Below are 26,532 nucleotides of genomic sequence, written 5' to 3'. Positions count from 1 at the left end.
CCGTCGGCGATCCCGGCGCCGCTCGATGCGGGGACGGTGTTCTCCGAGCGGACGAGGGAGCGGGCGCCGAGGCGGAACTGTGCCAGTTTATGCACGATGGCCCGGCGGACCGGAGTGTGCCCCCGTTCGTTCGTCGCGCGCGTACGCGATCGCGCGGGCCCCTGCTGCACGAAGGGGCCCGCAACGCACCGGAGTTCAGACGGAGTCGGCGTGCTCCTCGTCGCGGCTGGACTCCGCCACCTTCGCCTCCGGCTCTCCGGCCGCGCGACGGCCCGGCAGAACCGCGAGGACGATCAGCGTGCCGGCGGCCATGATGATCCCGCCGACCAGGCTGGTCTGCGCGACACCGTGGGCGAAGGCCTCGTGCACGGCGTCGACCAGGGCCTGTGCCTGCTGCGGTCCGGCGGACGGGGTCCTCGCGATCTCCTGGGCGACCGCCAGGCCGCCGCCGACCGAGTCCTTGGCGTTGTCGAGGGCGGCGGCGGGGAGATGGCCGCCGACCAGGTCGGTCAGCTTGTCCTTGTAGACGGTGCCCAGGAGCGAGCCGAGGATGGCGATGCCGAGCGAGCCGCCCAGTTCCAGCGCGGTGTCGTTGGCACCGCCCCCGACACCGAGCTCGTTCTCCGGGAAGGAGCCCATGATCGTGTCCGTGGCGGGCGAGACGCTCAGTCCGACCGCGAAGCCGAGCAGCATCAGCGTGGGCAGGAAGTCGCCGTAGGTGGAGGTCTTGTCGACCTGGGTGAGCAGGAGAACGGCCACGGTGCCGAGCACCATGCCGGTCACCACCATCGGCTTCATGCCGAGCTTGGGGGTGAGCCGTCCGGTGACCGCGGCGCCGAGGAACACGGCTCCGGCCAGCGGCAGCAGTCGTACGCCGGTCTCCAGCGCGTTGTAGCCGAGGACGAACTGCAGGAACTGCGTGGCGTAGTAGATCGAGCCGAAGGTGCCGAAGAAGAAGAACAGCACCGCCGTCATCGAGCCGCTGAAGGGACGGTGGGCGAACTTGCGGACGTCGAGCATGGGGCGCGGGTGCCGCAGCTCCCAGGCCACGAAGGCGGGCAGTCCTACGGCGGTGACGACGGCCGCGGTGACCGGTCCCGCGCCCCAGCCGAAGTGCGGGCCCTCGATGACGGCGTAGACGAGGCTGCCGACCGAGACGATGGAGAGCAGACCGCCCACGTAGTCGATGCGGAACGTCGTGTCGGCCTTGGACGGCGGGACGAGGACCAGGGCGCCGACCACCGCGAGGACGGCGATGGGGACGTTGATCAGGAACGTGGAGCCCCAGGCGTGGTTCTCAAGGAGCCACCCCGCGACCAGCGGGCCGACGGCGATGGCGAGGCCCGAGGTGGCGGTCCAGGCCGTGATGGCCCGCGCCCGCTCGTGCTTCGGGAAGATCGCGACGAGCAGGGACAGCGTGGCCGGCATGACCACGGCCGCGCCCACTCCCATGATCGCGCGGGCGGCGATGACGAGCCCGGTCTCGTGGACGAGGCTGCCCGTCACCGATCCCGCGGCGAAGATCAGCAGGCCGGTGACGAGGGCGCCGCGGCGGCTGTACTTGTCGCCGATCGAGCCCAGTACGAGCATCAGCGCGGCGTACGGGACGGTGTAGCCGTCGATGACCCACTGCAGGTCGCTGCTGCTCAGACCGAGGTCCGTGGTCATGTCGGGGGCGGCCACGATCAGCGAGGTGTTCGCCATGACCACGATCAGCAGGCTCAGGCACAGCACGATCAGGGCGGACCAGCGGCGTGCGTAGGGCCCGGCCATCCGGTCGACGGGGGTGGTGACGAAGAGCGGCATCGGGGACTCCTGGGGACGCATTAATTGCTCACTGACGTGCAGGCTATTTTATTGCTCACCTCTGTGCAACTATGCCGGGACGAGCCGGCCCCTCCAGGAGGTGTCGACGTGATCAGCCGCAGCAGCGCCAGGGCGCACGCCACCCGCGCCCGCATCCTGGAAGCGGCCCTGCGGGAACTGGGCCGCGACCCCGACTGCAGCCTCGGTGACATCGCCGAGGCAGCGGGCGTGGCCCGGCGCACCATCTACGGGCACTTCACCGGGCGGGCCGCGCTCGTCCAGGGCCTCGCCGCGGACGCCGGGGAGGCGGTACGGCGGGTGAGCGCCGCCACCCGGGCGCCGACGCCGGACGCCGTGACCGCGCTGGCCCGCTTCGTCCTGGCCCTGTGGCCGGTCGGCGACCGCTACCGCACGCTCCTGGGACTCGCCCACCACGACCTCGGCCCCGACGCGATCGACGCGCTCCTCCGCCCGGCCCGCGAAACCGTCATCGGGATCCTCGACCAGGGCCAACAACAAGGCGTTTTCCACACCGCCGTCCCGCCGGGACCGCTCAACAGAGCCCTGGAGGCACAGATGCTGGCGCTGCTGGAATGCGTCAACTCCGGCCTCTGGAACGACGACGGCACGGCCGCCGCCACCGCCGCCCTCATCGCCGCGGGCGTCGGACGCGACAGCGCCGCCGCCACGGTTCACCACCTGCGACCGTCCGGCTGAAGGAGATCTCATGGACCAACACCCTTACGAATACGCCGACTTCACCTACGGGGCGTACGAGCCCGACGACACCCGCCCGCCGCGCGGGAACCGGCGCCCGGTCGTCGTCGCGGTCGGCGCGCTGGTCGCACTGCTCGTGATTCCCGTCGCCGTCGACCGCTTCGCGACGGCACGGGTGGAGTCCCGTACGGCCAAAGCGTTCCAAGAGGGCATGCACACGCCCTCATTGCCGGAGGTCCACGTCCGGGGCTTCCCCGTGCTGACCCAACTGGCCGCCGGCACTCTGCGGCACGTGGACATCACCGCGCACGACATAGCGGCGAGCGACACCACCGGCCCGCTTCCGGTGAACCAACTCTCGGTCCATCTCGCCGGGTTGAGGAAGTCGGACGACGACAAGGAGGCACTGGCCCGCTCGGCCGAGGCGACCGCTCTGCTGTCCTACCAGGACCTGTCCGACACCCTCGGACTGCAGATCTCCCAGGGCGCACGCCCCGACCAGGTCCGCGCGACGGTGCCGCTCGCTCCCGGTGCCGACGTCATCGTGGCGGCGACCGTCTCGGTGCTGCCCGGCAACCGCATCGCCTTCAAGGACTTCCGGGTCACCGGCGGTCTGCTGCCCGAGGTGGGGAGAGCGGCGCTCACTTCGGTCTTCGAGCGGCCGATACAGCTGCGGAACATCCCCGAGGGACTGCGGCTGCGGTCCGTCACCGCGACGGAGAGCGGGCTCAGCGCCCGATTGCCGGGCGAGTCGGTCACCTTCCGGTCCGACGACAGCGCGCGGAGCGGTTCGGCGTGAGCCAACTCGCCCTGCGGGGACGATCTTTGAGGGCTCAGGCGTCCGTGGCGGTCCGCTTCGCCCCCGCGATCTCGTCCACCACGTCACGCGCCTGCTTCTCCGGGACACCGGTCGCGATCAGCGCGGCGACGGCCGCGTGCGTGCCGTCGTCCTCCAGCTCGCCGGTGTTGAGCTCTTCGAGCAGCGCGATCGTCAGGGCCTCAAGTCCCACGCTCAGTACGGCGGGTGGCAACTGTGTGTGGAAGACGCCGTCGCGTTGTCCGCGGTCCAGGATGGTGGTGGCGGCACGGCGGGCCGGTGCCAGGACCTCGGCCACCCGCTCGACGCCCAGGTCATGGCGGGCCAGGGCCAGCAGCAGCCGGTAGCGGTCGCCCACGGTCCACATCGACAGGACGAAGCGCGCGAACGCCCGGTCGGCCGACTCCGGCTCCGCCGGTTCCGGGTCGGCGGGCAGCGCGGCCTTCAACGCCTCCGCGGCCTCCTCGGCCAGCGCCTCCAACAGCGCCTCCCGGCCGGGGAAGTGCCCGAACAGGGTGCGCCGCACCACACCGGAGGCGCGGGCGAGTTCCTCCAGGGTGATGTCCGGGTTCCGGCCGAGTTCCCGGCGGGCCGTGGCCAGGATGCGTTCCCGGTTGGAGCGCGCGTTGCTTCGCTGGGGGACTCGGGCCGGGGGCTTGGTCACGGACAACCTCGGTGAAGTGCGGGAACGGCGGAGCGGGACTAACGGTACGTCCAGTCTGGCACGGCCCGGCGACCGTACGGCATCGCGGCGGCACGGCGTCCCGCCCGCCGTCCGTTCAGTAGGAGCGCAGGTAACGGTCGACCCGGGAGCGGGCCCGGTTCACACTGAGTCCCAGTGCCTTGCCGAGCGCCTCGCCGGACACGTCGTCGGCCCGTACCCCGTACGCGGCCTCCCTGCCGACCCGGCTCGCCATGCGTTCCAGCATGGCCACCGCCTTCAGCGCGGCCACCGGTGCCGTCTCGGCGAGCGCGTCGAGCCGTTCCTCCAACTGCTCGATCAGATCGGAGAGTTCCTCCGGAAGCGGGACCGTACGGCGTTCGACCGCGTTGATGTGCTCCCACCAGTCCTCGTACGCGTCGGACGTGTCCAGGTCGTCCAGGTCGTGGTCCTCCACCTGGTCCCAGTCGATGGGATGGCTCTCGCCACGCCAACCGCACGCACAGGAGGCCCGCCAGGCCGCCGCCTTGGGGCGGCCCAGCCAGCCGTTGTACGCCCACCACTCGCACGTCTGGAATCCGTTGGTGCCACTGCCGACGTCCAGATACACGGGTTTGGGCTCACTGCCGTCGGCGAGTGTCGCCCCCACGATGCCCTCGTGGGACTCCCCGAACTCCTCACTCCGCCACGCCACAACTCCCCCTTCCGGCAAGCCTGCAACGGCCGGTCCGGCACCCTGGGTGCCGGACCGGTCACAGTACGAGAGTCCCGCGGAACGAGCGTCGGGGGAGGGTGAATTCACCCAACAGACCGGATTGTTGGGCAGGATGGCCGGTCAGGCGACCGCGGGATCGAGCAGCCCCGCGCGCAGGCGTCGGAGCATACGGCTGATGAGGCGGGACACGTGCATCTGGGAGATGCCGAGTTCCTCGCCGATCTCGGCCTGGGTGCGCTCCTCGACGTAGCGCATGTGGATGATCTTCCGTTCCCGCCCGTCGAGTCGGGCGATCAGGGGGGCCAAGGAGCTGAGGTCGTCGACCAGTTCGAGACCCGGGTCGTCCTCGCCGATGACGTCGGCGAGGACGGTCTCGCCCTCGGCGCCGGCGTCGGAGCTGAGCGCGGCGTCGAGCGAGGAGGAGGTGTAGCCGTTGGACGCCTTGCGGGCCTCGATGACCTCCTCCTCGGTCAGGCACATCAGCTCGGACAGTTCACGGGTGGTGGGGGTACGGCCGAGGCGGGAGCGGAGTTCCTCGGTCGCCTTGGCGAGCTCGACGCGGGCCTCCTGCAGTCGGCGCGGCACATGGACGGCCCAACTGGTGTCGCGGAAGAAGCGCTTGATCTCGCCGACGATGTAGGGGACGGCGAACGAGGTGAACTCGACCTGCCGGGTGAGTTCGAAGCGGTCGATCGCCTTGATGAGTCCGATCGTGCCGACCTGGACGATGTCCTCCATCTCGTTGTTGCTGCGGCTGCGGAAGCGCGCCGCCGCGTAGCGCACGAGGGAGAGGTTCATCTCGATCAGGGTGTTGCGCACGTACTGGAACTCGGGGGTGCCCTCCTCCAGCGAGGTCAGCCGGTCGAAGAACTGGCGCGACAGCTCACGCGCGTCCTTCGGGCTCACCTTCGACGGCTCCGCGATCAACGGGAGCGACTCCTCGGTCGCAACCCGCCGCCCTGCCGTGGCCGCTGCCTTCGCTGCCGTCACGGCTCCCATAACGCCCACCCCATTCGCTCGAACGAACTTCCGTCAAGAGGCCCCTGCCCCGGTTCGCGGGTCTCACTCCCCCTCGTTCGGTCAAATCCGGGGCGGGTAGCTGGTTTTCGGTGGGCTGCCTGGCCCGACGGCTCACGCGCCCTTGCGGCCGACGCCCGCGTAGACCCAGTACTCCGAAGGGTTCTCCGGGATCTCGTCCTCGGCGTCGGGGCGCCACAGGGGGACGTAGGTCAGACCGGGTTCGACGAGGTCGAAGCCGTCGAACAGGCCGAGGATCTCGTCGTGGGAGCGGGCGGTGACGGGCGAGGTGGCCTTGGAACGGTACAACTGGCCGACGGCCGCGGCGGTGTCCGGGCGGTCCTGGTTCGTCGCGTGGCTCAGCGCCAGCCAGCTGCCGTCGGGCAGCGCGTCGCGGAACGCGGCGACGATGCCGGCCGGGTCCTCCGCGGGCGTGATGAAGTGCAGGATCGTGATCATCAGGACGGCGACCGGCTGCTCGAAGTCGATCAACTTCCTCACCTGCGGGGCGGACAGGATCTCGTCGGGCCGCCGGATGTCGCCGTCGACGATGTCCGCGTCCGGGTTGTCGGCGAGAAGGGAGGTGCTGTGTGCGACGGCCACCGGGTCGTTGTCGACGTAGACCACGCGGGCGCCGGGGCTCGCCGCCTGTGCGACCTCGTGGACGTTTCCCTGGGTGGGGATGCCCGAGCCGAGGTCGATGAACTGCCGTACTCCGGAGGCGACCAGAAAGCGCACGGCCCGACCGAGGAAGTCGCGGTTGGCCCGGGCCAGGGTGCGGACCTGGGGATCGATCGCGGTGAACGCCGCCACCGCCTCGCGGTCTATGGCGAAATTGTGTTCACCGCCCAGCATCGCGTCGTACATTCGGGCGACGCTCGCCTTGTCGGGATCGATCCCCTGCGGCAGACCTCCACCACTCGGCACGGCAACTCCTCTTCGCCCGAAGATCCTTGACGAGTCATCATATGATTGCCCTCGAACGCACGGCAGACCGCATGCCCCACGCGACGCGGCCGGTCCCCACCCCGGAAAGGCACGACCCTGCGGAACGAACCGCGCAGTCACCACGGTGACGCACTCCCTGCCGGGTCCCCACGCCGCAGGCAGGCCTTCGCCCCCGCCGCGGACGTGATCGGCTCGGAGCTCGATCTGCGGCTGACCGGCACACATGTCGTGCACGCGCTGACACCCGGGTTCTGCGACGCGGCGTCGGTGTACCTGCTGGAGCGGTGGGTGCTTGAGGAGAACGCCACTCCGTCCGTGGACCCGGCCCAGATCGAGGCGCGCCGACTGGCGGTGCGGGTGGGCTCGGAGGCGCAGGAGTCCTGGGACGGTGTGCTGCCGGTCGGTGAGGTGATCGTCTTCCCGCGCGAGACGCCGTACGCGCGTGCCCTCGCCACGGGGCACTCCCAGGTGCTCGACGGGGTGGACTCGCACACGTCGCAGCGGCTGCTGGCCTCCGCGGGCGGGGACGCGCAGCGCATAGACGACCTGCTGAAGACGGCGTCCTTCCTCGTGGTGCCGCTCCAACTCCGGGGCGCCGTCATCGGGTTCATCGCCTGCACCCGCGGCCCGGAGCGGGAACCGTTCCTGCCCGGCGAGGCCGTGGCCGTGGAGTCACTGGCTGCCCGGGCCGGGGTCGCGCTGGACAACGCGCGGCGCTACGAACGCGAGCGCCGCACCGCGCTGGCCATCCGCAACAGCCTGCTCCCCGATCCGGCCCGGCAGTTCCCCGGCTGCCGTATCGCGCACGGCTATCTCCCCGCCGGCCAGGCCAACATCATCGGCGGCGACTGGTTCGACGTGCTGCCGCGCCCCGGCGGCCGGGTCGGCCTGGTCGTCGGCGACGCGATGGGCCACGGCCCCGACTCGGCCGTCGCCATGATCCAACTGCGCACCGCCGTACGCACGTTGGCCCGACTCGACATGGAGCCGGCCGAACTGATGCGCCGCCTCGACGAGTTGGCCTACGACACCCCGGGCGCGTCCTTCGCCACCTGCATCTACGCCGAGTGGGACGCGCGGGCGCACACCTGCACCCTGGTCGGCGCCGGGCACCCTCCGCCGCTGCTGCGCGGCCCCGGGGGACCGGCCGCGCCCGTCGTCCTCGCCGGCGCGGGACTGCCGCTGGGACTCGGCACCGGCAACTACGAGGCCACGGTGCTGACGGTTTCCGAGCCGTCCCTGCTGCTGCTCTACAGCGACGGGCTGGTGGAGTCCCGGCACGCCGACATCGACCAGGAGATCGCCCGGCTGGCCGCGGCCCTCGACTCGGCCGCCGCCGAACCCGCGCCGTCCGGCGGCCCGGACGCGTTCCCCTCGCTGTGCGAGCGGCTGCTCCGCTCCCCCGGCGCGGTGCCCGGGGCCGACGACCGCACGCTGTTGTTGGCCGAGTTGACGCCCGCGACCACCTGAACAGGCCGCGGGCGTCCTCGCCCCCGCATCGTCCGGGATCAGCGCCCGGTCGGCAGCATGGCCCACACGGCCTTGCCGCCGGTGAGCGCCGACCGGTCGACCCCCCAGGTGTCCGCGAGCGCCTGCACGATGAACAGCCCGCGCCCGCTCTCGTCGTCGACACACGGCTCGCAGCGGGAGAGTCCGCCCCCGGTGTAGTCGTGGTCGTGCACCTCGATGCGCAGACAGCGGTCGTCGACGATCCCGACCCCGCACAGCAGCCGTGCGCTGGGCGTGTGACACACACCGTTCGTGGCCAACTCCGAGACAAGGAGCACCGCGTCGTCACGCACGCTCTCGGGCAGGCCCCACTTGGTCAGTTGCGCGCCCATGACATGGCGGGCGACCCGGACGCCGGAGCGGTGCGCCGGAAGTTCCAGCCAGTGCGCCAGGTCGGGGCTGGCGACGTCTAAAAGCTGCGGGGAGGGAGTCGTGTGGGGGGACACGGTGGTTCGCCTTCCATCGGGGGCGTGCGCAGGCGGGAGACGCGAGTCAGCGGCAACGGGCGTGCCGGAGTTGGGGTGTTCCGGCGGACTGCCTAGATCACTGACACAAGTAACTATGCCCATAGGTCAGTTCAAGCTGCAACCGGCTCCCTGATAATTACAGAACGGCGATTTCTGTCTGGCGACATCAGCAAGTCGCTGTCACACTGACGCCGGTGACAGTCCCTCAGGAGGTTGGGCGTGAGCGAAGCTCGTTCGGGCGCCGGTGCACCCACGGTCCTGCGCATGATCCTCGGCCGCCGGCTGCAGGACCGTCGGCAGGACGCCGGTGTGTCCCTGGAGGACGCCGCCAAGGCCCTGCGGGTGACGTCCCTGACCATCCGCCGCCTGGAGAAGGCCGAGGTCGGCCTCAAGCCGCTCTACGTCGAGAAGCTGCTGGAGACCTACGGTGCCGACCGGCAGGAGATCGAGGAGTTCGTCACCCTCGCCGAGCGCGCCAACCGGCCCGGCTGGTGGCACGACTTCCGTGATGTGCTGCCCGGCTGGTTCACCGCCTATGTGAGCCTGGAGACCGGCGCCAAGACCCTGCGCACCTATGAACCCCACTACGTCACGGGACTCCTCCAGACGTACGACTACGCGCGTGCCGTACTGAGCGGCGGCTTCCCGAACGACAACGACGAAGACCTCGAACGGCGGGTGCAGTTACGTCTGCGCCGCCAGAGTCTGCTGGAGAGGCCGGACTCGCCCACCCTGTGGGCGGTGCTGGAAGAAGCCGTGCTCCACCGGGTGGTGGGCGGTCCCGCGGTCATGCGGGACCAGATAGACCGGCTCCTCGAAGTCTCGGAACTGGACCACGTCAGTGTCGACATCGTCCCGTTCTCGGCGGGTGCCCACGTGGGGGCGTGCGCACCCTTCACCTATTTCCGGTTCGAGGAACCGGAGCTGCCCGACATCGTCTACAGCGAGATCCTCTCCGCCTCCATGTATCTGGACCAGCGATCCGACGTCGCGGCCCATCTGGAGGCGCACAACAGGATGTCGCTGCTGACCTCGTCCGCGGACAGCAAGGCGCTCTTGAACCGCATGCGCAAGGAGTACTCATGACCACCACCGACAACTCGGTCTACAACGGGATGCCCGCGTCGAACCTCGGCGAGCAGGGCTGGGAATGCCCCTGGAGCGGTCCCAACGGCGGTCAGTGCGTGGAGACCAAGCAACTCGCCGACGGCCGCGTCGCGTTGCGTCAGTCGACCGACCCCGCCGGACCCGCGCTGATCTACACGCCGCAGGAGATGGCGGCGTTCGTCGCCGGGGTCAAGCGCGGCCTGGCCGACCATCTGATGGTCGGCTGAACCAGAACCACGGGCGTGAGGAACTGGAGCCGGCCCGGCTGCGACCTGCCCGAGACGCCGATGCACACCACTTGAGAGGGACAGCATGACCAACCCCCACGCCGCGCGGGACATCGACACCAGCAGGCCGCACTCCGCCCGCATGTACGACTACTACCTGGGCGGCAAGGACCACTTCGAGGTCGACAAGCAGGCGGCCGAGACGGTCGCGGCGGCCTACCCGGCCATCTTCGTCTGCGCCCGCGAGAACCGTGCGTTCATGCACCGGGCCACCCGTGTCCTGGCCCGGGAGCACGGCATCAGGCAGTGGCTCGACATCGGCACCGGCATCCCCACCGAACCGAACCTGCACCAGGTCGCCCAGTCCGTGGTCCCCGAGGCCCGGGTGGTCTACGCCGACAACGACCCGCTGGTCCTCAAGTACGCCGAGCGGCTGATGCGCAGCACCCGGCAGGGCCGCACCACCTATGTGCAGGCGGACGTCAACGATCCCGAAACGCTCCTCAACGCCCCGGAGTTGGCCGAGGTACTGGACCTCGACCAGCCGGTCGCGCTCTCCCTCAACGCGCTCCTGCACTTCGTCACCGACGCCCAGGACCCGTACGGGCTCGTCGAGCGCCTGCTGTCGGTTCTCCCCTCGGGCAGCGCCCTGGCCGTGAGCCACTGCACGCCCGACTTCGACCCCACCACCTGGGAGAAGGTGACGTCGATCTACACCAATGCCGGGACACCGGTGCAGTTCCGGTCCCAGAAGGACGTCTCCCGTTTCTTCACCGGGCTCGATCTGCTGGAACCCGGCATCGCGGTCGGCCACCGCTGGCGCCCCGACGCCGCCGACGAGGATGCCGTCACGGCGGAGCCGCCCACGGACGCCGAGGTCAGCCTGTGGACCGGGGTGGGCATCAAGCCGTAGCCGCGTCGCAGGACGCCGACGACGTTACACGCGGGAAACCTTGACGATGGCGGTGCCGGATGCCACGATTCCGGCGCCGCCATGTTTGCGTAAACATCCCTCTCCACTCCCCCACACCGAGCCCACCGGGTCCCAGGACGACGAGCCGGCACGAGCCGTCCGCCCGGTATCCGTTCCGACGGCCGCTCAGCCGCGCGCAGGCCCCGCCCTGCGCCGAGTCGCCATTCCTGAAAGGGCAAGTCGATGCGCACCAACCCCGCCAGAACCCGTCTGCGGGCCACCTTCGTGGCCGTCGCGATCGCCGCGGTCACCGGCACCACGCTGGCCGGCAGCCCCGCCTCCGCCGCGCCGAGCACGAACACGTCCCAGTTCAAGGGCGTCAACTGGGCCGACCCGCGCGACAATTACGCCGACGACCCGGTCGTCCTGTCCGGCCTGTCGCTCACCGACACCTACGCCCAGACGTACACGAAGGCGACCCGTGTCATCGCGGCGTTCCGCGCCAACCTCGGCGCCAACACGGTACGGCTGCCCATCAACCCGTACACGGTGAACGGCAGTTACTGGAAGTCGTACCGCGGTGTCATCGACGCGGCGACGGCGCAGGGCTTCAAGGTCATCGTGTCGTACTGGGAGGGGACGGGCGCCAACAAGGACGGCTTCATCGACGACCCCGCCACGTACTGGCCCATGTGGGACACCGTGGTGAAGGCCTACCAGCACAACCAGCGCGTCTACTTCGAGCCGATGAACGAACCCCACGGCTACACCGACACCGAGTGGGCCGACCTCGCCGCCAAGTGGCTGGACACCTACTCCAAGGTGCCCCGCAACCGGGTGTTCGTGAGCGGCGCCGGCTACAACGACCACGTCACCACGGTCTGCGCCGACCCGCGCCTGAAGGGGACCTACCTCTCCCTGCACCACTACGGCTTCTGGAAGGACTACGCCACCTACGACCAGTGGGTGAGCGACCTCAAGGTACGCCTCGGCGACTGCGCGAACCGCACCGTGGCCGACGAGTTCGGCGCCCCGATGACCACGGGCCTGAACTACAACGTGCCTGCTCCCGACGACAATTCGGTCAACTTCATCCAGGCCGACACCGACACCTTCCGCAAGCTCGGCATGGGTTCCGTGTACTGGCCCGGTCTGCGCACCGACGACACGTACTCGATCCAGAAGCTCATCGGCGACGCCGCCCGCCCCTGGCTGGAGACCACCAACCAGTCCGGCGCGGACCGGCTCGCCTGGGCGTGGGGCCGGGGACGGCCGGTCAAGTCCTGAAGCCGCTGCCTGATCCGTCTCCGCGCGAGGGCGACGCGGGGGCGGATCGAGGAACCTGACTCATGTCGAACAGCGCGGCCGGGTGCGGGAGTTCACGGCCGGTGCGCCGGGGAGAGCGCCAACCTGCGTCGTTCCAGGTCGACTTCGGTGATGACGACCATGAGTTCGTCGCCCACTTGAAGGATGCCCTCCGCCGTCTCCACAGGCAGCTCTGTGAGCTCTCGTAGATGGACCAGTCCCTCGATGCCGTCGGCGACCCTGACGAAGACGCCGAACGGGATCACCTTGGTGACCTGCCCCTGCAGCGTTTGACCCACCGTGACCTCTTCGACGAACGCCGCGAAGGGGTCCGGCTGCGTTCCCTTCAAGGACAGCCGTGCCTCTCCGTGCCAGTCGTCGAACTGGAGGAACTCGCACGACACGTGCTGTCCGACCCGGACGACGTCGGACACCGCGTCGATGTGACGCCACGACAGTTCGGGGATCGTGATGAACCCGACGCCGGGGAAGACCGGATGGTCGGGGCCTTCGTCCAGTGACACGAACACGCCGAACCGCTCGATCGCGGCGACTGTCCCGGAGAGCACCTCACCGGGTCGACGTGAGGTCAGGAACGCCCATAGTTCCGGGTTCTCGGTAGCGGTCATCGCCAGCCGCACCCGGCCCTCGTCCAGATCGACGGCCACCACTTCAGCCGTGATCCGCCGGCCGATCTCCACGGTCCCCGCCGTATTCCAGCGCCAGGTGATGTCCCCCTGCCAGACGATCCCCAGCGGGCGCGCGGAGTACCCGTCCAGGGCAACCGCCAACATCCCCCGCCTGACTTCTACGACGGTCCCGCCGCAGATGTCCCCCACGTGGATCCCCGCCAGGAATTCCCTGACCGCCCGGTCGTCCGCCGCTGCCCCCATGCCGTTCAGCCTCTCACGGGGAGCCCCCTCCGTCGACACTAAGTGGTGATAGATTCTCCGCTTACTGGGCGGCAGTCGAACCGCATTCCTGCTCGCCCTTCTCCCGAAACCACAGACAGGAAAAGGCGATGCCGGACCAGAAGTCAGTCGTACTTCCACCCCACGTCGACGACCCCGAATCACTTCCGCCCGGCGTGGAGGCCCCTGCCCAGGGGAGTCTGCTGACCTACTGGCAGGATCGCGTGGGCCAGCATGTGCATGATTCGTACGCAGGTGTCCGACTGATGAAGTTCCCCGAGGACCTGCGGATGTTCGAGCACCTGCTGTGGCTCTCCCGGGCGCAGGTGGTCGTGGAACTCGGCACGCATTCAGGAGGTTCGGCCCTGTGGTTCCGGGATCGGCTGCGGACAATGGCCGCCTACGGCCTGATCCCCAAAGACATCCGCGTGATCTCCGTGGACCTCTCGCAGAAGAACACGCACGACGTCCTGGCCGCGGCCGACAGCCGTTACGCCGAGCACATCACCCTGCTCGAAGGAGACATCCTCGACCAGGACACCAGTTTCGGAGTCGCCGAGCACATTCCGCAGGGCGCGCGCTGTCTTGTGGTGGAGGACACCCGGCACGCCTACGAGACCACCCACGCGGCACTGCGCCACTACTCCCGGTTCGTCCCCGACGACGGCTTCTTCGTGGTCGAGGACGGTCTCATAGATTCGCCGGAACTGTGCGTACACATAAAGCCCCCGGGTGAGACCGGTGGGGTCGTGTCGGCGGTGCGCGACTGGCTGGCCGGCGATCAGGGGCAGTTCTTCCATGACCGGACGGACCTGAACAGATACGGCGTTTCCTGCCGCAACATGTGGTTGCGCCGCAAAACTGCATAGCCCTCCGGCTGGCGGTCAGTCACCTCCGGCCTTGACGGCGGCGACCTCGCGCATTTCCGTGATCCTGCCGTCGAGGACGGTGAAGATCGACGTCACCCGGAACTCCTCCCGGCCGGCCTCCCCGTCGATGACGGCATGATCTGCATTTCGCGGACGGATCAGGATGTCGTGCTCGACGACGACCCTGTTTCCCGATTCCAGGTACGTGTAGTACGGCACGCGAACCCGCACCTTCTCGTACAGCTCGGGAAAGACCCCGAAGTGCTTCCGCAGCGCCTCGATACCGTCCGCCTTCACTCTGCCGAAGGTGACGATCCGCGCGTCGTCCGCCCAGTAGCGGTGAATCTCGTCGAGAGCACCGCCCTTCTCGACGTCACACAGGTCCGAGACCCACGTGTACATACCGTCGAAAAGATCCCGATAGCGCTCAGTCGCATTCATGGCCGCAGAGTTGCCCTTTCGTGCCCGAAAACAATTCAGACCCCTGCCGCAGGACAGGGCCGACGATCATCTTGGTCGACGCACAAGAACAGTAACGCACCCCTTGGTCACCGCACAAGGGGCGCGTTGCCATGGGTTGACATCTTGGTCGCCGACCAAGTTCACTTGTTTTGTTGGTCAGCGAACAAGAGAGTGAGCGAGGGAGATCATGCCGAAGACATGGTTCATCACCGGAGCCTCGAAGGGGTTCGGCCTGGAATGGGCGGAAGCCGCACTCGAACGAGGCGACCGGGTCGCCGTGACCAGTCGCTCGGAGTCCGCGTTCGACGACATGGTCGCGAAGTACGGCGACGCGGTGCTGCCGCTGCGGCTCGACGTCGTCGACCGCACGGCGGCGTTCGAGGCCGTGCAGCGGGCGGTGCACACGTTCGGTGGCCTTGACGTCGTCATCAACAACGCGGGTTACGGCCTGTTCGGCATGACCGAGGAGGTGACCGAGCAGCAGGCCCGCGAACAGATCGACGTCAATGTGTTCGGCGCGCTCTGGGTCACCCAGGCGGTGCTGCCGCACCTGCGCGCCCGCGGATCGGGCCACATCATCCAGGTGTCGTCCATCGGCGGGGTCGTCTCGCTGCCCGGACTGGGCCTCTACCACGCGTCCAAGTTCGCCCTGGAGGGCTTCACCGTGAGCCTCGCCGCCGAGGTCAGGGACTTCGGCATCAAGGTCACCCTGGTCGAACCGGCCGGATACGCCACCGAATGGGCCGGGCCCTCCGCCGTACAGGCCCAACACCTGCCGGCCTACGACGACTTCCGTGCCGCCATGACGCGGATCGCGGCGCGGCGCGGCGATCCGAGCGCGACGCGCGCGGCGATCCTCACCGTGGTCGACGCGGAGCAGCCGCCACTGCGGATCTTCTTCGGCGAAGGCCCCCTGGAACTGATCACCAAGGAGTACGGGGCACGACTGGACGAGTGGCGGAAGTGGGACGACGTCTCGAAGCTCGCGTTCGGAGCCTAGGACGCCACAGCGTCGGCCCCGCACCCCCGCTCCGCCCCGAAAACTCACCCGCGTCGGCAACCATGCCTGTGTTATGAATCTTCACGCCTGACCGATATGACAAAAGACAGACAACCATTCGACCGGCCAACGGGTGAGGGCCGGTCGGGGTCGCCGATGCCGGGGTCCGCTCCCCGGGCTGCGGTGATCTTCCTGCCCAGGAGGACCTCCCGCATGTTCCAACGTATTGGCAATACGGTCGTCCGACATCCCGTCTGGACGATCGTCGCGTGGCTGATCGCGGCGGTGGCGATTGTCGCCACCGCTCCGGGCCTGCCCTCCAACAGTGACGAGAGCAGCTTCCTGCCCAAGAGCTACGAATCCATCAAAGCGGCGGATCTGCAGGTGAAGGCGTTCCCCAGCGCCTTCACCCCGTCCGCCATCGCGCTGTACCAGCGCACCGACGGCGGCACACTGACCGCCGCCGACAAGAAGGACGTCGCCCGGATCACCACCGAACTGGGCGACAAGCACATCGACCAGGTGCAGAAGGTGGTCACCGGCCAGCCGTCGAAGGACGGCCGCTACACCATGTCCCTGGTCCAGATGGACAGCAAGAACGCCGGCCAGCCCGTCCAGGCGGACGCCGCCAAGGTGCTGCGCGACGACGTCAAACAACTGGTCAAGGGCACGGACCTGGAGGTGAAGCTCGGCGGTTCCGCCGCTCAGGCCCTCGACCAGCAGGACTCCTCCAAGCGCGGCGAGGCGCTGATCGGCATCGGGACCTTCGTCATCATTCTGGTGACGCTTCTGATCATCTTCCGGGCGCCGATCCTCGCTTTCCTGCCCCTGCTGCTGATCGGTGTGGTGGCGGCCATCGCCAACGGGCTGATCGCGTACGCCACCAAGCTGTTCGGCCTGCAGGCCAACAGTTCCGTCTCGTCGATCCTGATCGTCGTGCTGTTCGGTGTGGGCACGGACTACTTCCTGTTCCTGATGTTCCGTTACCGAGAACGGCTGCGGGCAGGTGACGAACCGAAGCAGGCCATGATCAACGCGGTCGCCCGGGTCGGCGAGGCCATCGCGTCGGCGGCCGGCGCGGTCATCATCGCGTTCCTCGCGCTGGTGCTGTCCACGCTGGGCTTCCTCAAGCAGATGGGTCCGGCGCTGGCGATCGCGGTCAGCGTCACCCTGGTCGCGGGCCTGACCCTGATCCCGGCCGTGGTGTCGCTGATCGGGCCGAAGGTCTTCTGGCCCTCCAAGTCGTGGCAGCGGGAGCCGGAGAACGCCCGGTTCGCCGCCCTCGGCCGCGGTGTGCGCAGCCGTCCCGCGCTGACCGCCGCGCTCTCGGGCCTCGTTCTCGTCGCCCTGTCGCTCGGCACCCTCGGCTACAAGGCCACCTTCGACCTGGCCTCGGGTTCCATGCCCAAGACCAAGGAGTCGATGGTCGTCCAGGACGAGATGCAGGAGGCGTACTCGGCGGGTGCCGCCGCACCCACCGACGTCTATCTCTCCAGCTCCGACGGCCGGGCGCTCGACCGGAGCACCTTCGCCTCCTACGCCGAGAAGCTCGGGGCCGTGGACGGTGTCGCGAGCGCCCGGATGAGCCAGGTCAACAAGGGCGGGACCACGGCTGACTTCACCGTGACGCTGAAGTACGAGGCTTCGACGGAGAAGGCGATCGACACCGTGGGCCGGGTGCGCGAGGTCGCGCACTCCTCCGCTCCCGACGGTACGGAGGCCGTGGTCGGCGGCATGTCCTCGATCTACAAGGACATCAACGCGGCGGTCAATCACGACTACCGGACCGTCTTCCCCGTCGCCGCCCTGCTGATCATGCTGATCCTGGGTCTGGTCCTGCGGAGTGTGGTCGCGCCCCTGTACCTCATGGCGTCGGTGGGTCTCGGCTTCGGCGCCACGCTCGGCGCCACCGTCTGGATCTTCCAGGACGCGCAGGGGCACCCGGGTCTGATGTTCATGCTCCCGGTGATCATGTATCTCTTCGTGGTCGCCATCGGCACGGACTACAACATCCTGATGATCGCCCGGCTGCGCGAGGAGGCCCGCGAGGGCCGTGATCCGCGCGAGGCGGCGGGTATGGCGCTGCGGCACGCGGGGCCGACCGTGGCGGCGGCCGGTTTCATCCTCGCGGCGACCTTCGCGACGATGATGCTGGCCGGCAACGCGCTGCTCACGGAGATGGGTTTCGCCGTCTCCTTCGGCATCGCCGTCGCCGCGTTCGTGATGGCGATGTTCTTCACGCCCAGCCTCACCGCTCTGATCGGTCACGCGGCCTGGTGGCCGGGCCATGCCGACCGCGCCCGGGAAACCGCGCCTGCTGCGGGCACCGGTTCAGGTGCCTCCGCCGATGAGGACCAGGACTCGGTCGCCCACGATCCGGCGGGCCGCCGGGGATAGTCACGACCCGAGGGCCTGTCCGCCGGACCGACGTCCGGCGGACAGGCCCTCGCTCAACTCCCGGAACCGGGCCTGGGTCTGGTCGTCGGCGCCGATTGCAGGATCTGCTCGATACCGAGGGCGAAGCGCTCGCCGTAGTCGATCGAGACGTAGTCCTCCAGTACCGAATGGAGGCCGGGGAAATGCTGCTCGTCGACGGATTCCCGCAGCCGGTCGTGGAACACGGCCGACTTACGGGTGGGGCACCCCTCGAAGAGGACGGTCACCAGGCGCTCGGAAAAGGCCGGCGTGTTCGGCTCGACGGGAAAGGTTCCGGCGACGAGCAGAGCGCCGTCCCGGTGGGCGAGCATGGCTCCCCGCAACCGCCCGAGCAGCTCGGCCACTTGCTCGCGCCAGTCTCCGTGCAGGTTCTCCCGGTCGACCTCGCCCATGATGAACTCCGCCATCAGGCCGAGCAGTCGGTCCTTGGTCCGGATGTGCCACATGACCGTGTTCATCCTGACGCCGAGTTCGGCGGCCACCGCCCTCGCCGAGAGCTTGGCGATGCCCTCTCTCTGCCGGACGTCGCATGCGGCCCCGACCACCCGGGCGGCCCGCATCGGTCGGTCAAAGGGTGGCGACCACCTCGATCTCGACCAGATAGCCCTCCGCGAAGAGCGTCTCCACACCCACACAGGTGCTCGCGGGCGGCGTCTGTCCCGCCCCGCGGCAGCCGGCGATGAGCGCGATCAACTGCTCGGCGTTGTCGGTGTCGTACCCCACGAGATGAATGGTCTCCTTGATGATTTTGCTACGGCTCGAACCCCCGGCGGCCAGTACCGCGTCGATGTTCTCGTAGGCCTTGGTGAACTGCGCGGCCAGGTCACCCCGGCCGACGAGTTTCCCTTCGGCGTCCCACGCGACCTGTCCCGACGTGTAGAGGAGACCAAGGTCGGGGACCGCCAGACCGTGGGAGATCACACCGGTGAGGGGCGGGAGTTCAGCGGGATTCAGCGCGATGATCGAAGACATGGCGAGGCCTTCCCTCTTGCCACAGAATGTATGTTTCCGTCATTCCCGCGCGGTACGCAGCGGGTGTCCGGCTAATTGCGACGCGACGCCGGAATGGGGTGTCGCATCGGAACGGTCGCCGCCGTCGACGCGATCAGTACGGTGGCGTCGGCGTCGTCGTTGCTGGTGAGACGGTGCTCCTTCGACGAGTCGAAATGCACCGAGTCTCCGGCATCGAGTTGCAGCGATACGCCCGAGATGTCGAGCGTGATCGCCCCCGACACGACATGCAGCCATTCCTCGCCGACATGCCGCGCGGTCTTGGTGTGTTTGCCGGCCGTCAATTCGACCCGGATGACAGACATCGTTTCGCGAGGCCCGCTCAGTACGGTGTAGCGGCCGTCCTGGCCCTCACGTGTCATCGCCTCGTCGGCGCGCACCAGATGGAAGTCGTCCTGGTCGGGTTCCTGCACCAGTTCGCTGATGGACACGCCGTAGACGCGGGCGATCTGGAGCAGGCTGCCGATGGACGGCTTGCGTACACCCTTCTCCAGTCGCGAGAGATGCGCCGAGGAAATGCCGGTCTGTTCGGCCAGTGTCGTCAGGGTGATGCCCCGCTCGCCCCGCATGTCCTTGAGGCGTTGGGCAACCCACAGATCAGTGTCCTCGATCGACATTCCCGCACGATAACATGCCTGTGAGGCAATCAAGCCAGCCTGCCAGGTACATCGGCCGGGCCCTACGCGAGCTTCAGCAGTTCCTGCGCGAAGCCGTCCGGGTGGGTCAGCAGGCCGATATGGGTGACACCGGACAGGGCGACGACCCGGAATCCGCGTTTCTCCGCCGCGGCGGCCACCTCTGTGAAGAGCCCCTGATCGGCACAGTAGAGATAGGTGACCGGCCTGGCCGCCAGAACCTCTTCGCTGCCGGGCCCGAGCGGTTCCCGGTGGGTGAGCACCGGCATCGGCGTCAGCCTGCCCGAAAGCCACGCCGCCCCCTCTTCGTCCGCACCGAGCGCCCCGGGGTCGATCGGTGCCACCTCCCACTCGGCCGGCCCCTGCGCATCGGCGAACGCCTGCTCCAGCCACGGCAGCATCGCGAACGCCGACTCGCCTGACACCGGGGCGAAGGCGTCGGCGTAGACCACCTGTCCGACCCGGTCGGCGGCGAGCGCGGCGGCTCCTGTGATCACCATCCCGCCGTAGCTGTGCCCGACCAGGATCGCGTCCTGCACCCCTTCGGATTCCAGGAGTTGGGCGATCTCCCGGACATGGACGCCGAGGCCGACGTCCGGCGAGGAGAGGTCCTTGCGCTCGGCGAGACCGGTCAGGGTGGGGGTGAGAACCGTATGGCCGGCGCTCTCCAGCAGGGGGCGCAACCGGTCCCACACCCAGCCGCCGCCCCATGAACCGTGTACGAGTACGAACGTTGCCATGGCCCGCTCCTCCTGAGACTCCAAGACCCCTCGGCCTTTCCCACAGAGTCTCGGCCCAGCGAGCCCAAGTCAACCTCCTAGGCAAATAATGTTGCCTCACAGGCCGCCATTCCAGTCGACGCGACCGCCGTCACAGCAGCGCCAGCCCCGGTTCGTGCAGGATCTCCGCGATACCGGCCAGCAGTTCGGAGCCCTGTCGGCCGTCCATCAGCCGATGGTCGAAGGAGAGCGCGAGTTGGGTCACCCACCGGGGCTCGATCCGTTCGTCACCGTTGTCGTCCCGGACGACCCAGGGCATACGGCGGACCGCGCCCACGGCGAGAATCGCGGCCTCTCCCGGGTTGAGGATCGGGGTACCGGTGTCCACTCCGAACACCCCCACATTGGTGAGCGTGACGGTGCCGCCCGTCATGTCCTGCGGGGAGGTGCGGCCGGCCCGGGCGGTCGCGGTCAAGTCGGCCAGTGCCTGGGCGAGTTCGCGCAACGACATCCGGTCCGCGCCCTTGATGTTCGGCACGACCAGCCCGCGGTCCGTCGCCGCCGCGACGCCGAGGTTGACGTAGTGCTTCAGGACGATCTCCTGCGCCGCCTCGTCCCAACTGGAGTTCGCCTCGGGGGTCTTGGCCAGCGCGATCACCAGGGCCCGGGCGAAGAACAGCAGCGGGGTGACCCGCAGCTCGCGGAACTCCCGCCGCCCGGACACGAGTTCACGAAGCCGCATGGTGGCGGTGACGTCGACGGTGATGAATTCGGTGACATGCGGTGCGGTGAAGGCGGAGGCGACCATGGCGGCGGCCGTGTGCTTGCGTACGCCTCGGATCGGTATGCGGGTCTCGGCCGGTCGCGCCGCGTCGGGGACCGGGACGGGCGCGGTCTCCGGGGTCGTACGCGCGGCGGCCTCGCGCACGTCCTCGCGGGTGATGGTGCCCCCGGGGCCGGTGGGAATGACGGTGGTGAGGTCGACCCCGAGATCCTTGGCGAGCTTGCGGACCGGCGGCTTGGCCGCGGGCCGCGCGACCACGTGGTCCGGGAGGCTGGTCGCAGCTCCGGCCTCGACGCGGTCATCGGGCAGCGATGTCGCGTGCTGCGGTGCGGCCGAGCGCCTTCTGCGACGGCCGGCGCCCGCGCCCTGCGGACCGTATCCGACCAGCAGCGCCGCCTGTTCCGGCTCAGGCTGCTGCGTCGTACGACCGTCCGACGGACCGTCCGCCGCCTCTCCCGGTGGGCCGGTGTCGACGGTGATGAGTGGTTTGCCGACCGCCAGGGACTCCCCCACCTCCGCGTGGAGAGCGCTGACGACACCGGCGTAGGGCGAGGGGAGTTCCACGGCGGCCTTGGCCGTCTCCACCTCGACGATGATCTGGTTGACCTCGACGGTGTCGCCGGGCCGGACCGACCAGGCCAGGATCTCCGCCTCCGTCAGGCCCTCGCCGACGTCGGGGAGCAGGAACTGCTGCGGGCTCGTCACGGTGCGCCCCTTCCTAGTAACTCAGGCTGCGGTCAATGGCGTTGAGGATCCGGTCGACACCGGGAAGCCAGTCCGACTCAAGGCGGCTGGGCGGGTAGGGGGTGTCGTAGCCGGTCACCCGGACGACGGGTGCTTCGAGGAAGTGGAACTCCTCGTCCTGCAGCCGTGCGGCGACCTCGGCGCCGAAGCCGTGGGAGAAGGCGGCCTCGTGGACCACGACGGCTCGGCTGGTGCGGCGCACGGACGCGCGGACGGTCGTGATGTCCCAGGGCGAGAGACTGCGCAGGTCCACGACCTCCACACTGCGCCCCTCCTCCGCCGCGGCCTCGGCCGCCTCCAGGGCGACGGGCACGGTCGGGCCGTAGGCGATGAGTGTCACGTCCGTGCCCTCGCGGCGGATCACCGCCTGCTCCAAGGGCCGGGGCGGGGCGGGGTCGATCTCTCCCTTGGTCCAGTAGTGCCGCTTGGGTTCGAGGAAGACCACGGGGTCTTCCTCGGCCACGGCCTGTTGGATCATGTGGAACGCGTCGTGCGGGGTGGAACAGGTGACGACCTTCAGCCCGGCCGTGTGGGCGAAGTACGTCTCCGGCGACTCCGAGTGGTGCTCGATCGAGCCGATGCCGCCGCCGTAGGGGATGCGGATCACGACGGGCAGGGAGATACGGCCCGCCGAGCGGTGTCGGAGTTTGGCGAGCTGGGTGATGATCTGGTTCGCGGCCGGGTAGACGAAGCCGTCGAACTGGAGCTCGCAGACAGGCCGGTAGCCGCGCATCGCGAGTCCGATCGCCGCTCCGACGATGCCGGCCTCGCCCAGTGGCGTGTCGACGACGCGCAGGTCGCCGAACTCCTTCCGCAGGCCGTCCGTCACCCGGAACACACCGCCGAGACGGCCGATGTCCTCGCCCATGAGCAGGACCTTGGGATCGTCGGTCAGGGCTTGGCGGAGGCCGTCGTTGAGGGCTTTCACCATGGAAACGCTCACTGCCGCTCTCCGTCCTGCGCCCCGGTGGAGACGAACTCCAGGTGCGCGCGCAGCTGTTGGCGCAGATCGGCGGGCATCCGCGCGTAGGTGTGCTCGAAGGGGGAGGCCGCGTCGGGCTCGGCCAACTCACGGCACCCGGCGCGCAGTTGCTCGGCCAGGTCGCGTTCCCGCTGTTCGAGGTCGGTGAAGTGGTCGTCGGTCACCGCGCCCGTGGACCGCAGATGCGCCTCCAGCCGCTCCAGCGGATCCCGGGCCGCCCAACCCTCGGTCTCGGCGGCGGGCCGGTAGCGGGTCGCGTCGTCGGCGGTGGTGTGGGCGTTGACGCGGTAGGTGACGGCCTCGATCAACGTCGGGCCGGCGCCCGAGCGTGCCTGGTCCAGCGCCTGGCGGGTGGCGGCGAGGCAGGCCAGTACGTCGTTGCCGTCGACGCGGATGCCCGGAAAGCCGTATCCGGCCGCCCGTTGGGCCGCGGGGATGCGGCTCTGCACGCTGTAGGGCGCCGAGATCGCCCACTGGTTGTTCTGGCAGAAGAAGACCACCGGCAGGTTCTGGGCGGCGGCCCAGATGAACGCCTCATTGGTCTCGCCCTCGCTCAGCGCGCCGTCGCCGAGGAACGCGAGGACGGCCGTGTCGCGGTCGGGGTCGCCCGAGCCGGTGCTGTCGTCCCGGTGCAGACCCATGGCGTAGCCCACCGCGTGCAGGGTCTGCGCCCCGATGACCAGGGTGTACAGGTTGAAGTGGTGGGCGTAGGGATCCCACCCGCCGAGTGTGGTGCCCCGGAAGAGGCCCAGCAGTGCGACCGGGTCGAGGCCGCGGCACCAGGCCACGCCGTGCTCGCGGTAGGTGGGGCAGACCATGTCCTGGCGGCGCAGTGCGTGCGCGGCGCCGACCTGTGCGGCCTCCTGGCCGCGCAGTGAGGGCCACAGCCCCAGTTCGCCCTGCCGCTGCAGGGCGATGGCCTCCGTGTCCAGCCTGCGGGTGAGCGTCATGTCGCGGTGCAGGGCGGCGAGGTCGACGGTCGCCAGGTCGAGCGGGAGCCGGTCGTCCGTGCTCAAGTTCCCTGACGGGTCGAGGAGTTGTATGGGCGCGTCGAAGGGTGGTGTCTCCGGCGGCGCGGGTTCGGTGGGTGCCATGAGTGGTCTCTTTCCGGGCGACGGGCGGCGGGCGGCAGGCCGCGGGCGATGTCGGGTCGGGATTCAGCGCGGGGGCATGCGCAGGGCGCCGTCGAGGCGGATGACCTCGCCGTTCAGCATCGGGTTGTCGAGGATGTGGCCGACCAGGGAGGCGTATTCGTCCGGTGAGCCGAGCCGGGACGGATGCGGTACGGCCGCTCCCAGTTCCGTCCGTGCCTTCTCCGGGAGTCCCGACAGCAGCGGGGTGTCGAACAGCCCGGGCGCGACGGTGACGACGCGGACGGCCGAGTCGGCGAGGTCCCGGGCCGCCGCCAGGGTCAGGGAGACCACTCCGCCCTTGCTCGCCGCATAGGCGGCCTGGCCGATCTGTCCGTCGTAGGCGGCGATCGACGCGGTGCAGACGATGACGCCCCGGTCGCCGTTGTCCGGGGTGTTGCCCGCCATGACGGCGGCAGCGGCGGACAGTACGTGGAAGGTGCCGAGCAGGTTGATCTCGACCACGCGCCGGAAGTCCTCGGCGGGCAGTGCTCCCCGCTTGCCCAGGATGCGGCCGGGTGTCGCGATCCCGGCGCAGTTGACCGCCGCGCGCACCGGCCCGTGCCCGGCCGCGTACGCGAAGGCCTGCCGGACCTGGTCCGGATCGGTCACATCAGCCGGGACGAAGTGGGCGCGTTCCCCCAACGCGGCTGCCGCGTCCTGGCCTTGGCCGCCGGGGAGGTCCAACAGCACGACCGTACGGCCCTGTCGATGCAGCCGGTGCGCGGTCGCCCGCCCCAGTCCGGAGCCGCCGCCCGCGATGACGGCAACAGCGTCGTGTGGTGCCACGGTGCCCGCCTCTCTCAAGTTCGTTCGCTCAAGTTCTTTGGAAACGTGGGGTGTTCAGGAGCCGTCGAGATGCCGGCTGATGACCATGCGCTGGATCTGGTTGGTGCCCTCGAAGATCTGGGTGATCTTCGCTTCGCGCATATAGCGCTCCACCGGGTGCTCACGGACGTATCCGGCACCGCCGAGGACCTGGACGGCGTCGGTCGTGACGGCCATGGCCGTGTCGGTCGCGATGAGTTTGGCAATGCTGGCCTGCCTGCTGAACGGCTGACCGGAGTCCTTGCGGCGGGCGGCGACCAGGTAGGTGGCGCGGGCCGCCTCGGTGCGTGCGGCCATGTCGGCGAGCAGGAATCCCACACCCTGGTGCTCGATGATGCGGTGGCCGAACGTCCGGCGCTCGCGGGCGTATTCGACCGCGTGGTTGAGGGCCGCCTGCGCGATGCCGACCGCGACGGCGGCGATCCCGAGCCGTCCCGCGTCGAGTGCGGACAGCGCGATCCTCAGTCCCTGGCCGGGCTCGCCGACCAGCCGGTCCTCGGGGATCCGCACGTCGTCGAAGTTCATGACCGCGGTGGTCGAGCTGCGCAGCCCCATCTTGCGCTCCGGGGCGCCCGCGCTCAGGCCGGGCGACCGGGCGTCCACGTGGAAGCAGGAGATGCCGTTGCGGGGGTCGTCGGAGGTGCGCAGAAACGCGGTGTAGAAATCGGCCTGACCACCATGGGTGACCCAGGCCTTGGTGCCCCGGGCGACCCACGCGCCGCCGTCGTGTGCCGCGCGGGCGCGGATGGCGCTGGGGTCGGAGCCCGCGTGCTCCTCGGACAGGCAGTACGCGCCGAGTGCGGTGCCGCTCAGCTGCCACGGAAGCAGCGTCTGCTTCTGGCTCGCGGAGCCGAAGGCCGCGACGGCGTGGCAGGACAGGGTGTGGACGCTGACACCGACCGCGACGGCGGCCCAGCGGGCGGCCAGTTCTTCGAGTACTTGCAGGTAGACGGCGTAGGGCTGGCCGCCGCCCCCGGCCTCCTCGGCGAAGGGCAGGGTCAGCAGTCCCGTCTCGCCCAGGAGGTGGAACACCTCGCGGGGGAAGTGGCCCTCCTCCTCGAACTCCGCGGCACGCGGGGCGAGTTCCTTGTCCGCGATGTCGACGGTCAGCTCCAGCAGCTCCTGGGCCTCGCTGGAGGGTAGTTCGCGCTCAACTTTCACCGCTGAGTCCCTTTCTCACGCCCTCGAACGGCGGTCGCCGACCGGTTGGCAGGTGTGGACAGTGGAGCGGCGGGACGGAGCGCGAGGCAATTAAGTTGCAGGTATCTTGCACACGATGCAAGAAACTCGACTCACATCAGGATTTCCCGCAAAGAACAGGCGCCCACGAGAGGACAGCACATGACCGACACGGGACTCATCGACAGCGTCGACCGCGCGATTCTCGATCTGCTGGTCGAGGACGGCCGCCGGACGATGACGGAAATCGCGGAGCGGGTCAGCCTCTCCCCGTCCGCGGTCAAGCGCCGGGTCGACCGGCTGGAGCGGGTCGGAGTCATCGCGGGCTACACGGTCACCCTCGACCACGGAAAGCTCGGCGCCGGCTTCGAGGCCTTCGTCGAACTGCGGTTCGCCGGCGACGTCAAGGTCGAGGCGATCACCATGGCCGCCACCAGCGTCCCGGAGGCCCAGGAGGTCTTCACCGTCGCGGGCGACCCCGACGCCCTGGTCCGCGTCCGGGTGACCGATGTACAGCACCTGCGGGATGTCATCGACCGGCTTCGGCGCACCGGTGCGGTGATCGGCACCAAGACGCTCATGGTGCTGGGCGCCTGGCGGAGGGGTGACTGAACAGGCCGGGAATCATGCCAG

At 69.2% G+C, this 26,532-nt stretch carries 28 protein-coding genes; 11 read left to right on the top strand and 17 right to left on the bottom strand.

Annotated elements, in window-relative coordinates; genetic code table 11:
- Positions 1 to 195: 195 nt before the first annotated feature.
- Positions 196 to 1,806, bottom strand: coding sequence for an MFS transporter (locus ACIBJH_RS27690; RefSeq protein ID WP_399119578.1), 1,611 nt, complete (start codon positions 1,804 to 1,806; stop codon positions 196 to 198).
- A 108-nt stretch (positions 1,807 to 1,914) separates the two neighbouring features.
- Between ACIBJH_RS27690 and ACIBJH_RS27685 the strand changes: the two genes are divergently transcribed.
- On the top strand, positions 1,915 to 2,523 hold the full coding sequence (locus ACIBJH_RS27685) for a TetR/AcrR family transcriptional regulator (RefSeq protein ID WP_399119577.1): 609 nt from the start codon (positions 1,915 to 1,917) through the stop codon (positions 2,521 to 2,523).
- 10 nt (positions 2,524 to 2,533) lie between these two features.
- A complete protein-coding gene (locus ACIBJH_RS27680; protein WP_399119576.1) occupies positions 2,534 to 3,322 on the top strand; it encodes a DUF2993 domain-containing protein in 789 nt (262 codons plus the stop codon).
- Positions 3,323 to 3,356: 34 nt separating this feature from the next.
- On the opposite strand, the gene ACIBJH_RS27675 is transcribed toward ACIBJH_RS27680, so the two are convergent.
- From ACIBJH_RS27675 to ACIBJH_RS27660, 4 genes are all read right to left on the bottom strand, one after another.
- Positions 3,357 to 4,004: a TetR/AcrR family transcriptional regulator gene (locus ACIBJH_RS27675; protein ID WP_399119575.1), complete on the bottom strand. Its 648-nt coding sequence runs from the start codon at positions 4,002 to 4,004 to the stop codon at positions 3,357 to 3,359.
- A gap of 115 nt (positions 4,005 to 4,119) precedes the next feature.
- Entirely contained in the window at positions 4,120 to 4,695 is a 576-nt protein-coding gene (locus tag ACIBJH_RS27670) for a hypothetical protein (protein WP_399119574.1), read from the bottom strand.
- A 141-nt stretch (positions 4,696 to 4,836) separates the two neighbouring features.
- Positions 4,837 to 5,715 (bottom strand): SigB/SigF/SigG family RNA polymerase sigma factor, encoded by an 879-nt coding sequence (locus tag ACIBJH_RS27665; RefSeq protein WP_399119573.1) that lies wholly within the window; start codon positions 5,713 to 5,715, stop codon positions 4,837 to 4,839.
- Positions 5,716 to 5,847: 132 nt separating this feature from the next.
- Positions 5,848 to 6,660 (bottom strand): SAM-dependent methyltransferase, encoded by an 813-nt coding sequence (locus ACIBJH_RS27660; protein WP_399119572.1) that lies wholly within the window; start codon positions 6,658 to 6,660, stop codon positions 5,848 to 5,850.
- Between the two features lie 204 nt (positions 6,661 to 6,864).
- Here ACIBJH_RS27660 and ACIBJH_RS27655 point away from each other — a divergent pair, with 204 nt between their 5' ends.
- On the top strand, positions 6,865 to 8,151 hold the full coding sequence (locus ACIBJH_RS27655) for a PP2C family protein-serine/threonine phosphatase (RefSeq protein WP_399119571.1): 1,287 nt from the start codon (positions 6,865 to 6,867) through the stop codon (positions 8,149 to 8,151).
- Between the two features lie 38 nt (positions 8,152 to 8,189).
- Here the strand turns inward: ACIBJH_RS27655 and ACIBJH_RS27650 are convergent, their stop codons facing one another.
- Positions 8,190 to 8,636, bottom strand: coding sequence for an ATP-binding protein (locus ACIBJH_RS27650; RefSeq protein WP_399119570.1), 447 nt, complete (start codon positions 8,634 to 8,636; stop codon positions 8,190 to 8,192).
- 240 nt (positions 8,637 to 8,876) lie between these two features.
- Here ACIBJH_RS27650 and ACIBJH_RS27645 point away from each other — a divergent pair, with 240 nt between their 5' ends.
- The 4 genes from ACIBJH_RS27645 (at position 8,877) to ACIBJH_RS27630 (ending at position 12,191) form a co-directional block, all read left to right on the top strand.
- Positions 8,877 to 9,743 (top strand): helix-turn-helix domain-containing protein, encoded by an 867-nt coding sequence (locus ACIBJH_RS27645; RefSeq protein ID WP_399119569.1) that lies wholly within the window; start codon positions 8,877 to 8,879, stop codon positions 9,741 to 9,743.
- Positions 9,740 to 9,991, top strand: coding sequence for a DUF397 domain-containing protein (locus ACIBJH_RS27640; RefSeq protein WP_399119568.1), 252 nt, complete (start codon positions 9,740 to 9,742; stop codon positions 9,989 to 9,991). Before ACIBJH_RS27645 ends, ACIBJH_RS27640 begins: the two co-directional genes overlap by 4 nt.
- Positions 9,992 to 10,076: 85 nt before the next feature.
- Positions 10,077 to 10,904, top strand: a complete 828-nt coding sequence (locus tag ACIBJH_RS27635; RefSeq protein WP_399119567.1) for an SAM-dependent methyltransferase — start codon at positions 10,077 to 10,079, stop codon at positions 10,902 to 10,904.
- Between the two features lie 243 nt (positions 10,905 to 11,147).
- On the top strand, positions 11,148 to 12,191 hold the full coding sequence (locus ACIBJH_RS27630) for a glycoside hydrolase family 5 protein (RefSeq protein ID WP_399119566.1): 1,044 nt from the start codon (positions 11,148 to 11,150) through the stop codon (positions 12,189 to 12,191).
- A gap of 92 nt (positions 12,192 to 12,283) precedes the next feature.
- On the opposite strand, the gene ACIBJH_RS27625 is transcribed toward ACIBJH_RS27630, so the two are convergent.
- Positions 12,284 to 13,102, bottom strand: a complete 819-nt coding sequence (locus tag ACIBJH_RS27625; RefSeq protein WP_399119565.1) for a S1 RNA-binding domain-containing protein — start codon at positions 13,100 to 13,102, stop codon at positions 12,284 to 12,286.
- Positions 13,103 to 13,230: 128 nt separating this feature from the next.
- Between ACIBJH_RS27625 and ACIBJH_RS27620 the strand changes: the two genes are divergently transcribed.
- Positions 13,231 to 13,989: a CmcI family methyltransferase gene (locus ACIBJH_RS27620; RefSeq protein WP_399119564.1), complete on the top strand. Its 759-nt coding sequence runs from the start codon at positions 13,231 to 13,233 to the stop codon at positions 13,987 to 13,989.
- A 15-nt stretch (positions 13,990 to 14,004) separates the two neighbouring features.
- On the opposite strand, the gene ACIBJH_RS27615 is transcribed toward ACIBJH_RS27620, so the two are convergent.
- On the bottom strand, positions 14,005 to 14,430 hold the full coding sequence (locus tag ACIBJH_RS27615; RefSeq protein ID WP_399119563.1) for a nuclear transport factor 2 family protein: 426 nt from the start codon (positions 14,428 to 14,430) through the stop codon (positions 14,005 to 14,007).
- Between the two features lie 208 nt (positions 14,431 to 14,638).
- On the opposite strand from ACIBJH_RS27615, the gene ACIBJH_RS27610 reads away from it, so the two are divergent.
- Complete coding sequence (locus tag ACIBJH_RS27610) at positions 14,639 to 15,451, top strand: SDR family NAD(P)-dependent oxidoreductase (protein WP_399119562.1); 813 nt, start codon at positions 14,639 to 14,641, stop codon at positions 15,449 to 15,451.
- 213 nt (positions 15,452 to 15,664) lie between these two features.
- Positions 15,665 to 17,848 (top strand): MMPL family transporter, encoded by a 2,184-nt coding sequence (locus tag ACIBJH_RS27605; RefSeq protein WP_399119561.1) that lies wholly within the window; start codon positions 15,665 to 15,667, stop codon positions 17,846 to 17,848.
- Between the two features lie 53 nt (positions 17,849 to 17,901).
- Here ACIBJH_RS27605 and ACIBJH_RS27600 read toward each other — a convergent pair whose 3' ends face one another.
- The 9 genes from ACIBJH_RS27600 to ACIBJH_RS27560 form a co-directional block, all read right to left on the bottom strand.
- Entirely contained in the window at positions 17,902 to 18,447 is a 546-nt protein-coding gene (locus tag ACIBJH_RS27600; RefSeq protein ID WP_399119560.1) for a TetR/AcrR family transcriptional regulator C-terminal domain-containing protein, read from the bottom strand.
- Positions 18,448 to 18,454: 7 nt separating this feature from the next.
- Positions 18,455 to 18,859 carry a RidA family protein gene (locus ACIBJH_RS27595; protein WP_399119559.1) on the bottom strand — a complete coding sequence of 135 codons (405 nt, stop codon included), beginning with the start codon at positions 18,857 to 18,859 and terminating at the stop codon, positions 18,455 to 18,457.
- 71 nt (positions 18,860 to 18,930) lie between these two features.
- Complete coding sequence (locus ACIBJH_RS27590; RefSeq protein ID WP_399119558.1) at positions 18,931 to 19,515, bottom strand: helix-turn-helix domain-containing protein; 585 nt, start codon at positions 19,513 to 19,515, stop codon at positions 18,931 to 18,933.
- 62 nt (positions 19,516 to 19,577) lie between these two features.
- Positions 19,578 to 20,273, bottom strand: a complete 696-nt coding sequence (locus ACIBJH_RS27585) for an alpha/beta fold hydrolase (protein WP_399119557.1) — start codon at positions 20,271 to 20,273, stop codon at positions 19,578 to 19,580.
- 130 nt (positions 20,274 to 20,403) lie between these two features.
- Entirely contained in the window at positions 20,404 to 21,741 is a 1,338-nt protein-coding gene (locus tag ACIBJH_RS27580; protein WP_399119556.1) for a dihydrolipoamide acetyltransferase family protein, read from the bottom strand.
- A 13-nt stretch (positions 21,742 to 21,754) separates the two neighbouring features.
- Complete coding sequence (locus ACIBJH_RS27575) at positions 21,755 to 22,711, bottom strand: alpha-ketoacid dehydrogenase subunit beta (protein ID WP_399119645.1); 957 nt, start codon at positions 22,709 to 22,711, stop codon at positions 21,755 to 21,757.
- An 8-nt stretch (positions 22,712 to 22,719) separates the two neighbouring features.
- The gene (locus ACIBJH_RS27570; RefSeq protein WP_399119555.1) at positions 22,720 to 23,856 is read right to left on the bottom strand and encodes a thiamine pyrophosphate-dependent dehydrogenase E1 component subunit alpha; all 1,137 of its coding nucleotides are present in this window, start codon (positions 23,854 to 23,856) and stop codon (positions 22,720 to 22,722) included.
- Positions 23,857 to 23,919: 63 nt separating this feature from the next.
- Positions 23,920 to 24,681, bottom strand: coding sequence for an SDR family NAD(P)-dependent oxidoreductase (locus tag ACIBJH_RS27565; protein WP_399119554.1), 762 nt, complete (start codon positions 24,679 to 24,681; stop codon positions 23,920 to 23,922).
- 54 nt (positions 24,682 to 24,735) lie between these two features.
- Positions 24,736 to 25,881 (bottom strand): acyl-CoA dehydrogenase family protein, encoded by a 1,146-nt coding sequence (locus ACIBJH_RS27560; RefSeq protein WP_399119553.1) that lies wholly within the window; start codon positions 25,879 to 25,881, stop codon positions 24,736 to 24,738.
- A 180-nt stretch (positions 25,882 to 26,061) separates the two neighbouring features.
- Here ACIBJH_RS27560 and ACIBJH_RS27555 point away from each other — a divergent pair, with 180 nt between their 5' ends.
- On the top strand, positions 26,062 to 26,511 hold the full coding sequence (locus ACIBJH_RS27555; RefSeq protein WP_019070147.1) for an Lrp/AsnC family transcriptional regulator: 450 nt from the start codon (positions 26,062 to 26,064) through the stop codon (positions 26,509 to 26,511).
- The last annotated feature ends 21 nt before the right edge of the window (positions 26,512 to 26,532 follow it).

Origin of the sequence: Streptomyces sp. NPDC050548 (assembly GCF_044457385.1) — a bacterium.
GTDB lineage: Bacteria > Actinomycetota > Actinomycetes > Streptomycetales > Streptomycetaceae > Streptomyces.
This window is presented reverse-complemented; position numbering and strand designations above follow the sequence as displayed.

Excerpts from the sequence above, each read along its gene's own strand:
- ACIBJH_RS27690 (WP_399119578.1), bottom strand. The coding sequence starts at position 1,806 with ATGCCGCTCTTCGTCACCACCCCCGTCGACCGGATGGCCGGGCCCTAC.
- ACIBJH_RS27680 (WP_399119576.1), top strand. The coding sequence starts at position 2,534 with ATGGACCAACACCCTTACGAATACGCCGACTTCACCTACGGGGCGTAC.
- ACIBJH_RS27665 (WP_399119573.1), bottom strand. The coding sequence starts at position 5,715 with ATGGGAGCCGTGACGGCAGCGAAGGCAGCGGCCACGGCAGGGCGGCGG.
- ACIBJH_RS27640 (WP_399119568.1), top strand. The coding sequence starts at position 9,740 with ATGACCACCACCGACAACTCGGTCTACAACGGGATGCCCGCGTCGAAC.
- ACIBJH_RS27635 (WP_399119567.1), top strand. The coding sequence starts at position 10,077 with ATGACCAACCCCCACGCCGCGCGGGACATCGACACCAGCAGGCCGCAC.
- ACIBJH_RS27630 (WP_399119566.1), top strand. The coding sequence starts at position 11,148 with ATGCGCACCAACCCCGCCAGAACCCGTCTGCGGGCCACCTTCGTGGCC.
- ACIBJH_RS27625 (WP_399119565.1), bottom strand. The coding sequence starts at position 13,102 with ATGGGGGCAGCGGCGGACGACCGGGCGGTCAGGGAATTCCTGGCGGGG.
- ACIBJH_RS27620 (WP_399119564.1), top strand. The coding sequence starts at position 13,231 with ATGCCGGACCAGAAGTCAGTCGTACTTCCACCCCACGTCGACGACCCC.
- ACIBJH_RS27615 (WP_399119563.1), bottom strand. The coding sequence starts at position 14,430 with ATGAATGCGACTGAGCGCTATCGGGATCTTTTCGACGGTATGTACACG.
- ACIBJH_RS27610 (WP_399119562.1), top strand. The coding sequence starts at position 14,639 with ATGCCGAAGACATGGTTCATCACCGGAGCCTCGAAGGGGTTCGGCCTG.
- ACIBJH_RS27605 (WP_399119561.1), top strand. The coding sequence starts at position 15,665 with ATGTTCCAACGTATTGGCAATACGGTCGTCCGACATCCCGTCTGGACG.
- ACIBJH_RS27600 (WP_399119560.1), bottom strand. The coding sequence starts at position 18,447 with ATGCGGGCCGCCCGGGTGGTCGGGGCCGCATGCGACGTCCGGCAGAGA.
- ACIBJH_RS27595 (WP_399119559.1), bottom strand. The coding sequence starts at position 18,859 with ATGTCTTCGATCATCGCGCTGAATCCCGCTGAACTCCCGCCCCTCACC.
- ACIBJH_RS27590 (WP_399119558.1), bottom strand. The coding sequence starts at position 19,515 with ATGTCGATCGAGGACACTGATCTGTGGGTTGCCCAACGCCTCAAGGAC.
- ACIBJH_RS27585 (WP_399119557.1), bottom strand. The coding sequence starts at position 20,273 with ATGGCAACGTTCGTACTCGTACACGGTTCATGGGGCGGCGGCTGGGTG.
- ACIBJH_RS27575 (WP_399119645.1), bottom strand. The coding sequence starts at position 22,711 with ATGGTGAAAGCCCTCAACGACGGCCTCCGCCAAGCCCTGACCGACGAT.
- ACIBJH_RS27570 (WP_399119555.1), bottom strand. The coding sequence starts at position 23,856 with ATGGCACCCACCGAACCCGCGCCGCCGGAGACACCACCCTTCGACGCG.
- ACIBJH_RS27555 (WP_019070147.1), top strand. The coding sequence starts at position 26,062 with ATGACCGACACGGGACTCATCGACAGCGTCGACCGCGCGATTCTCGAT.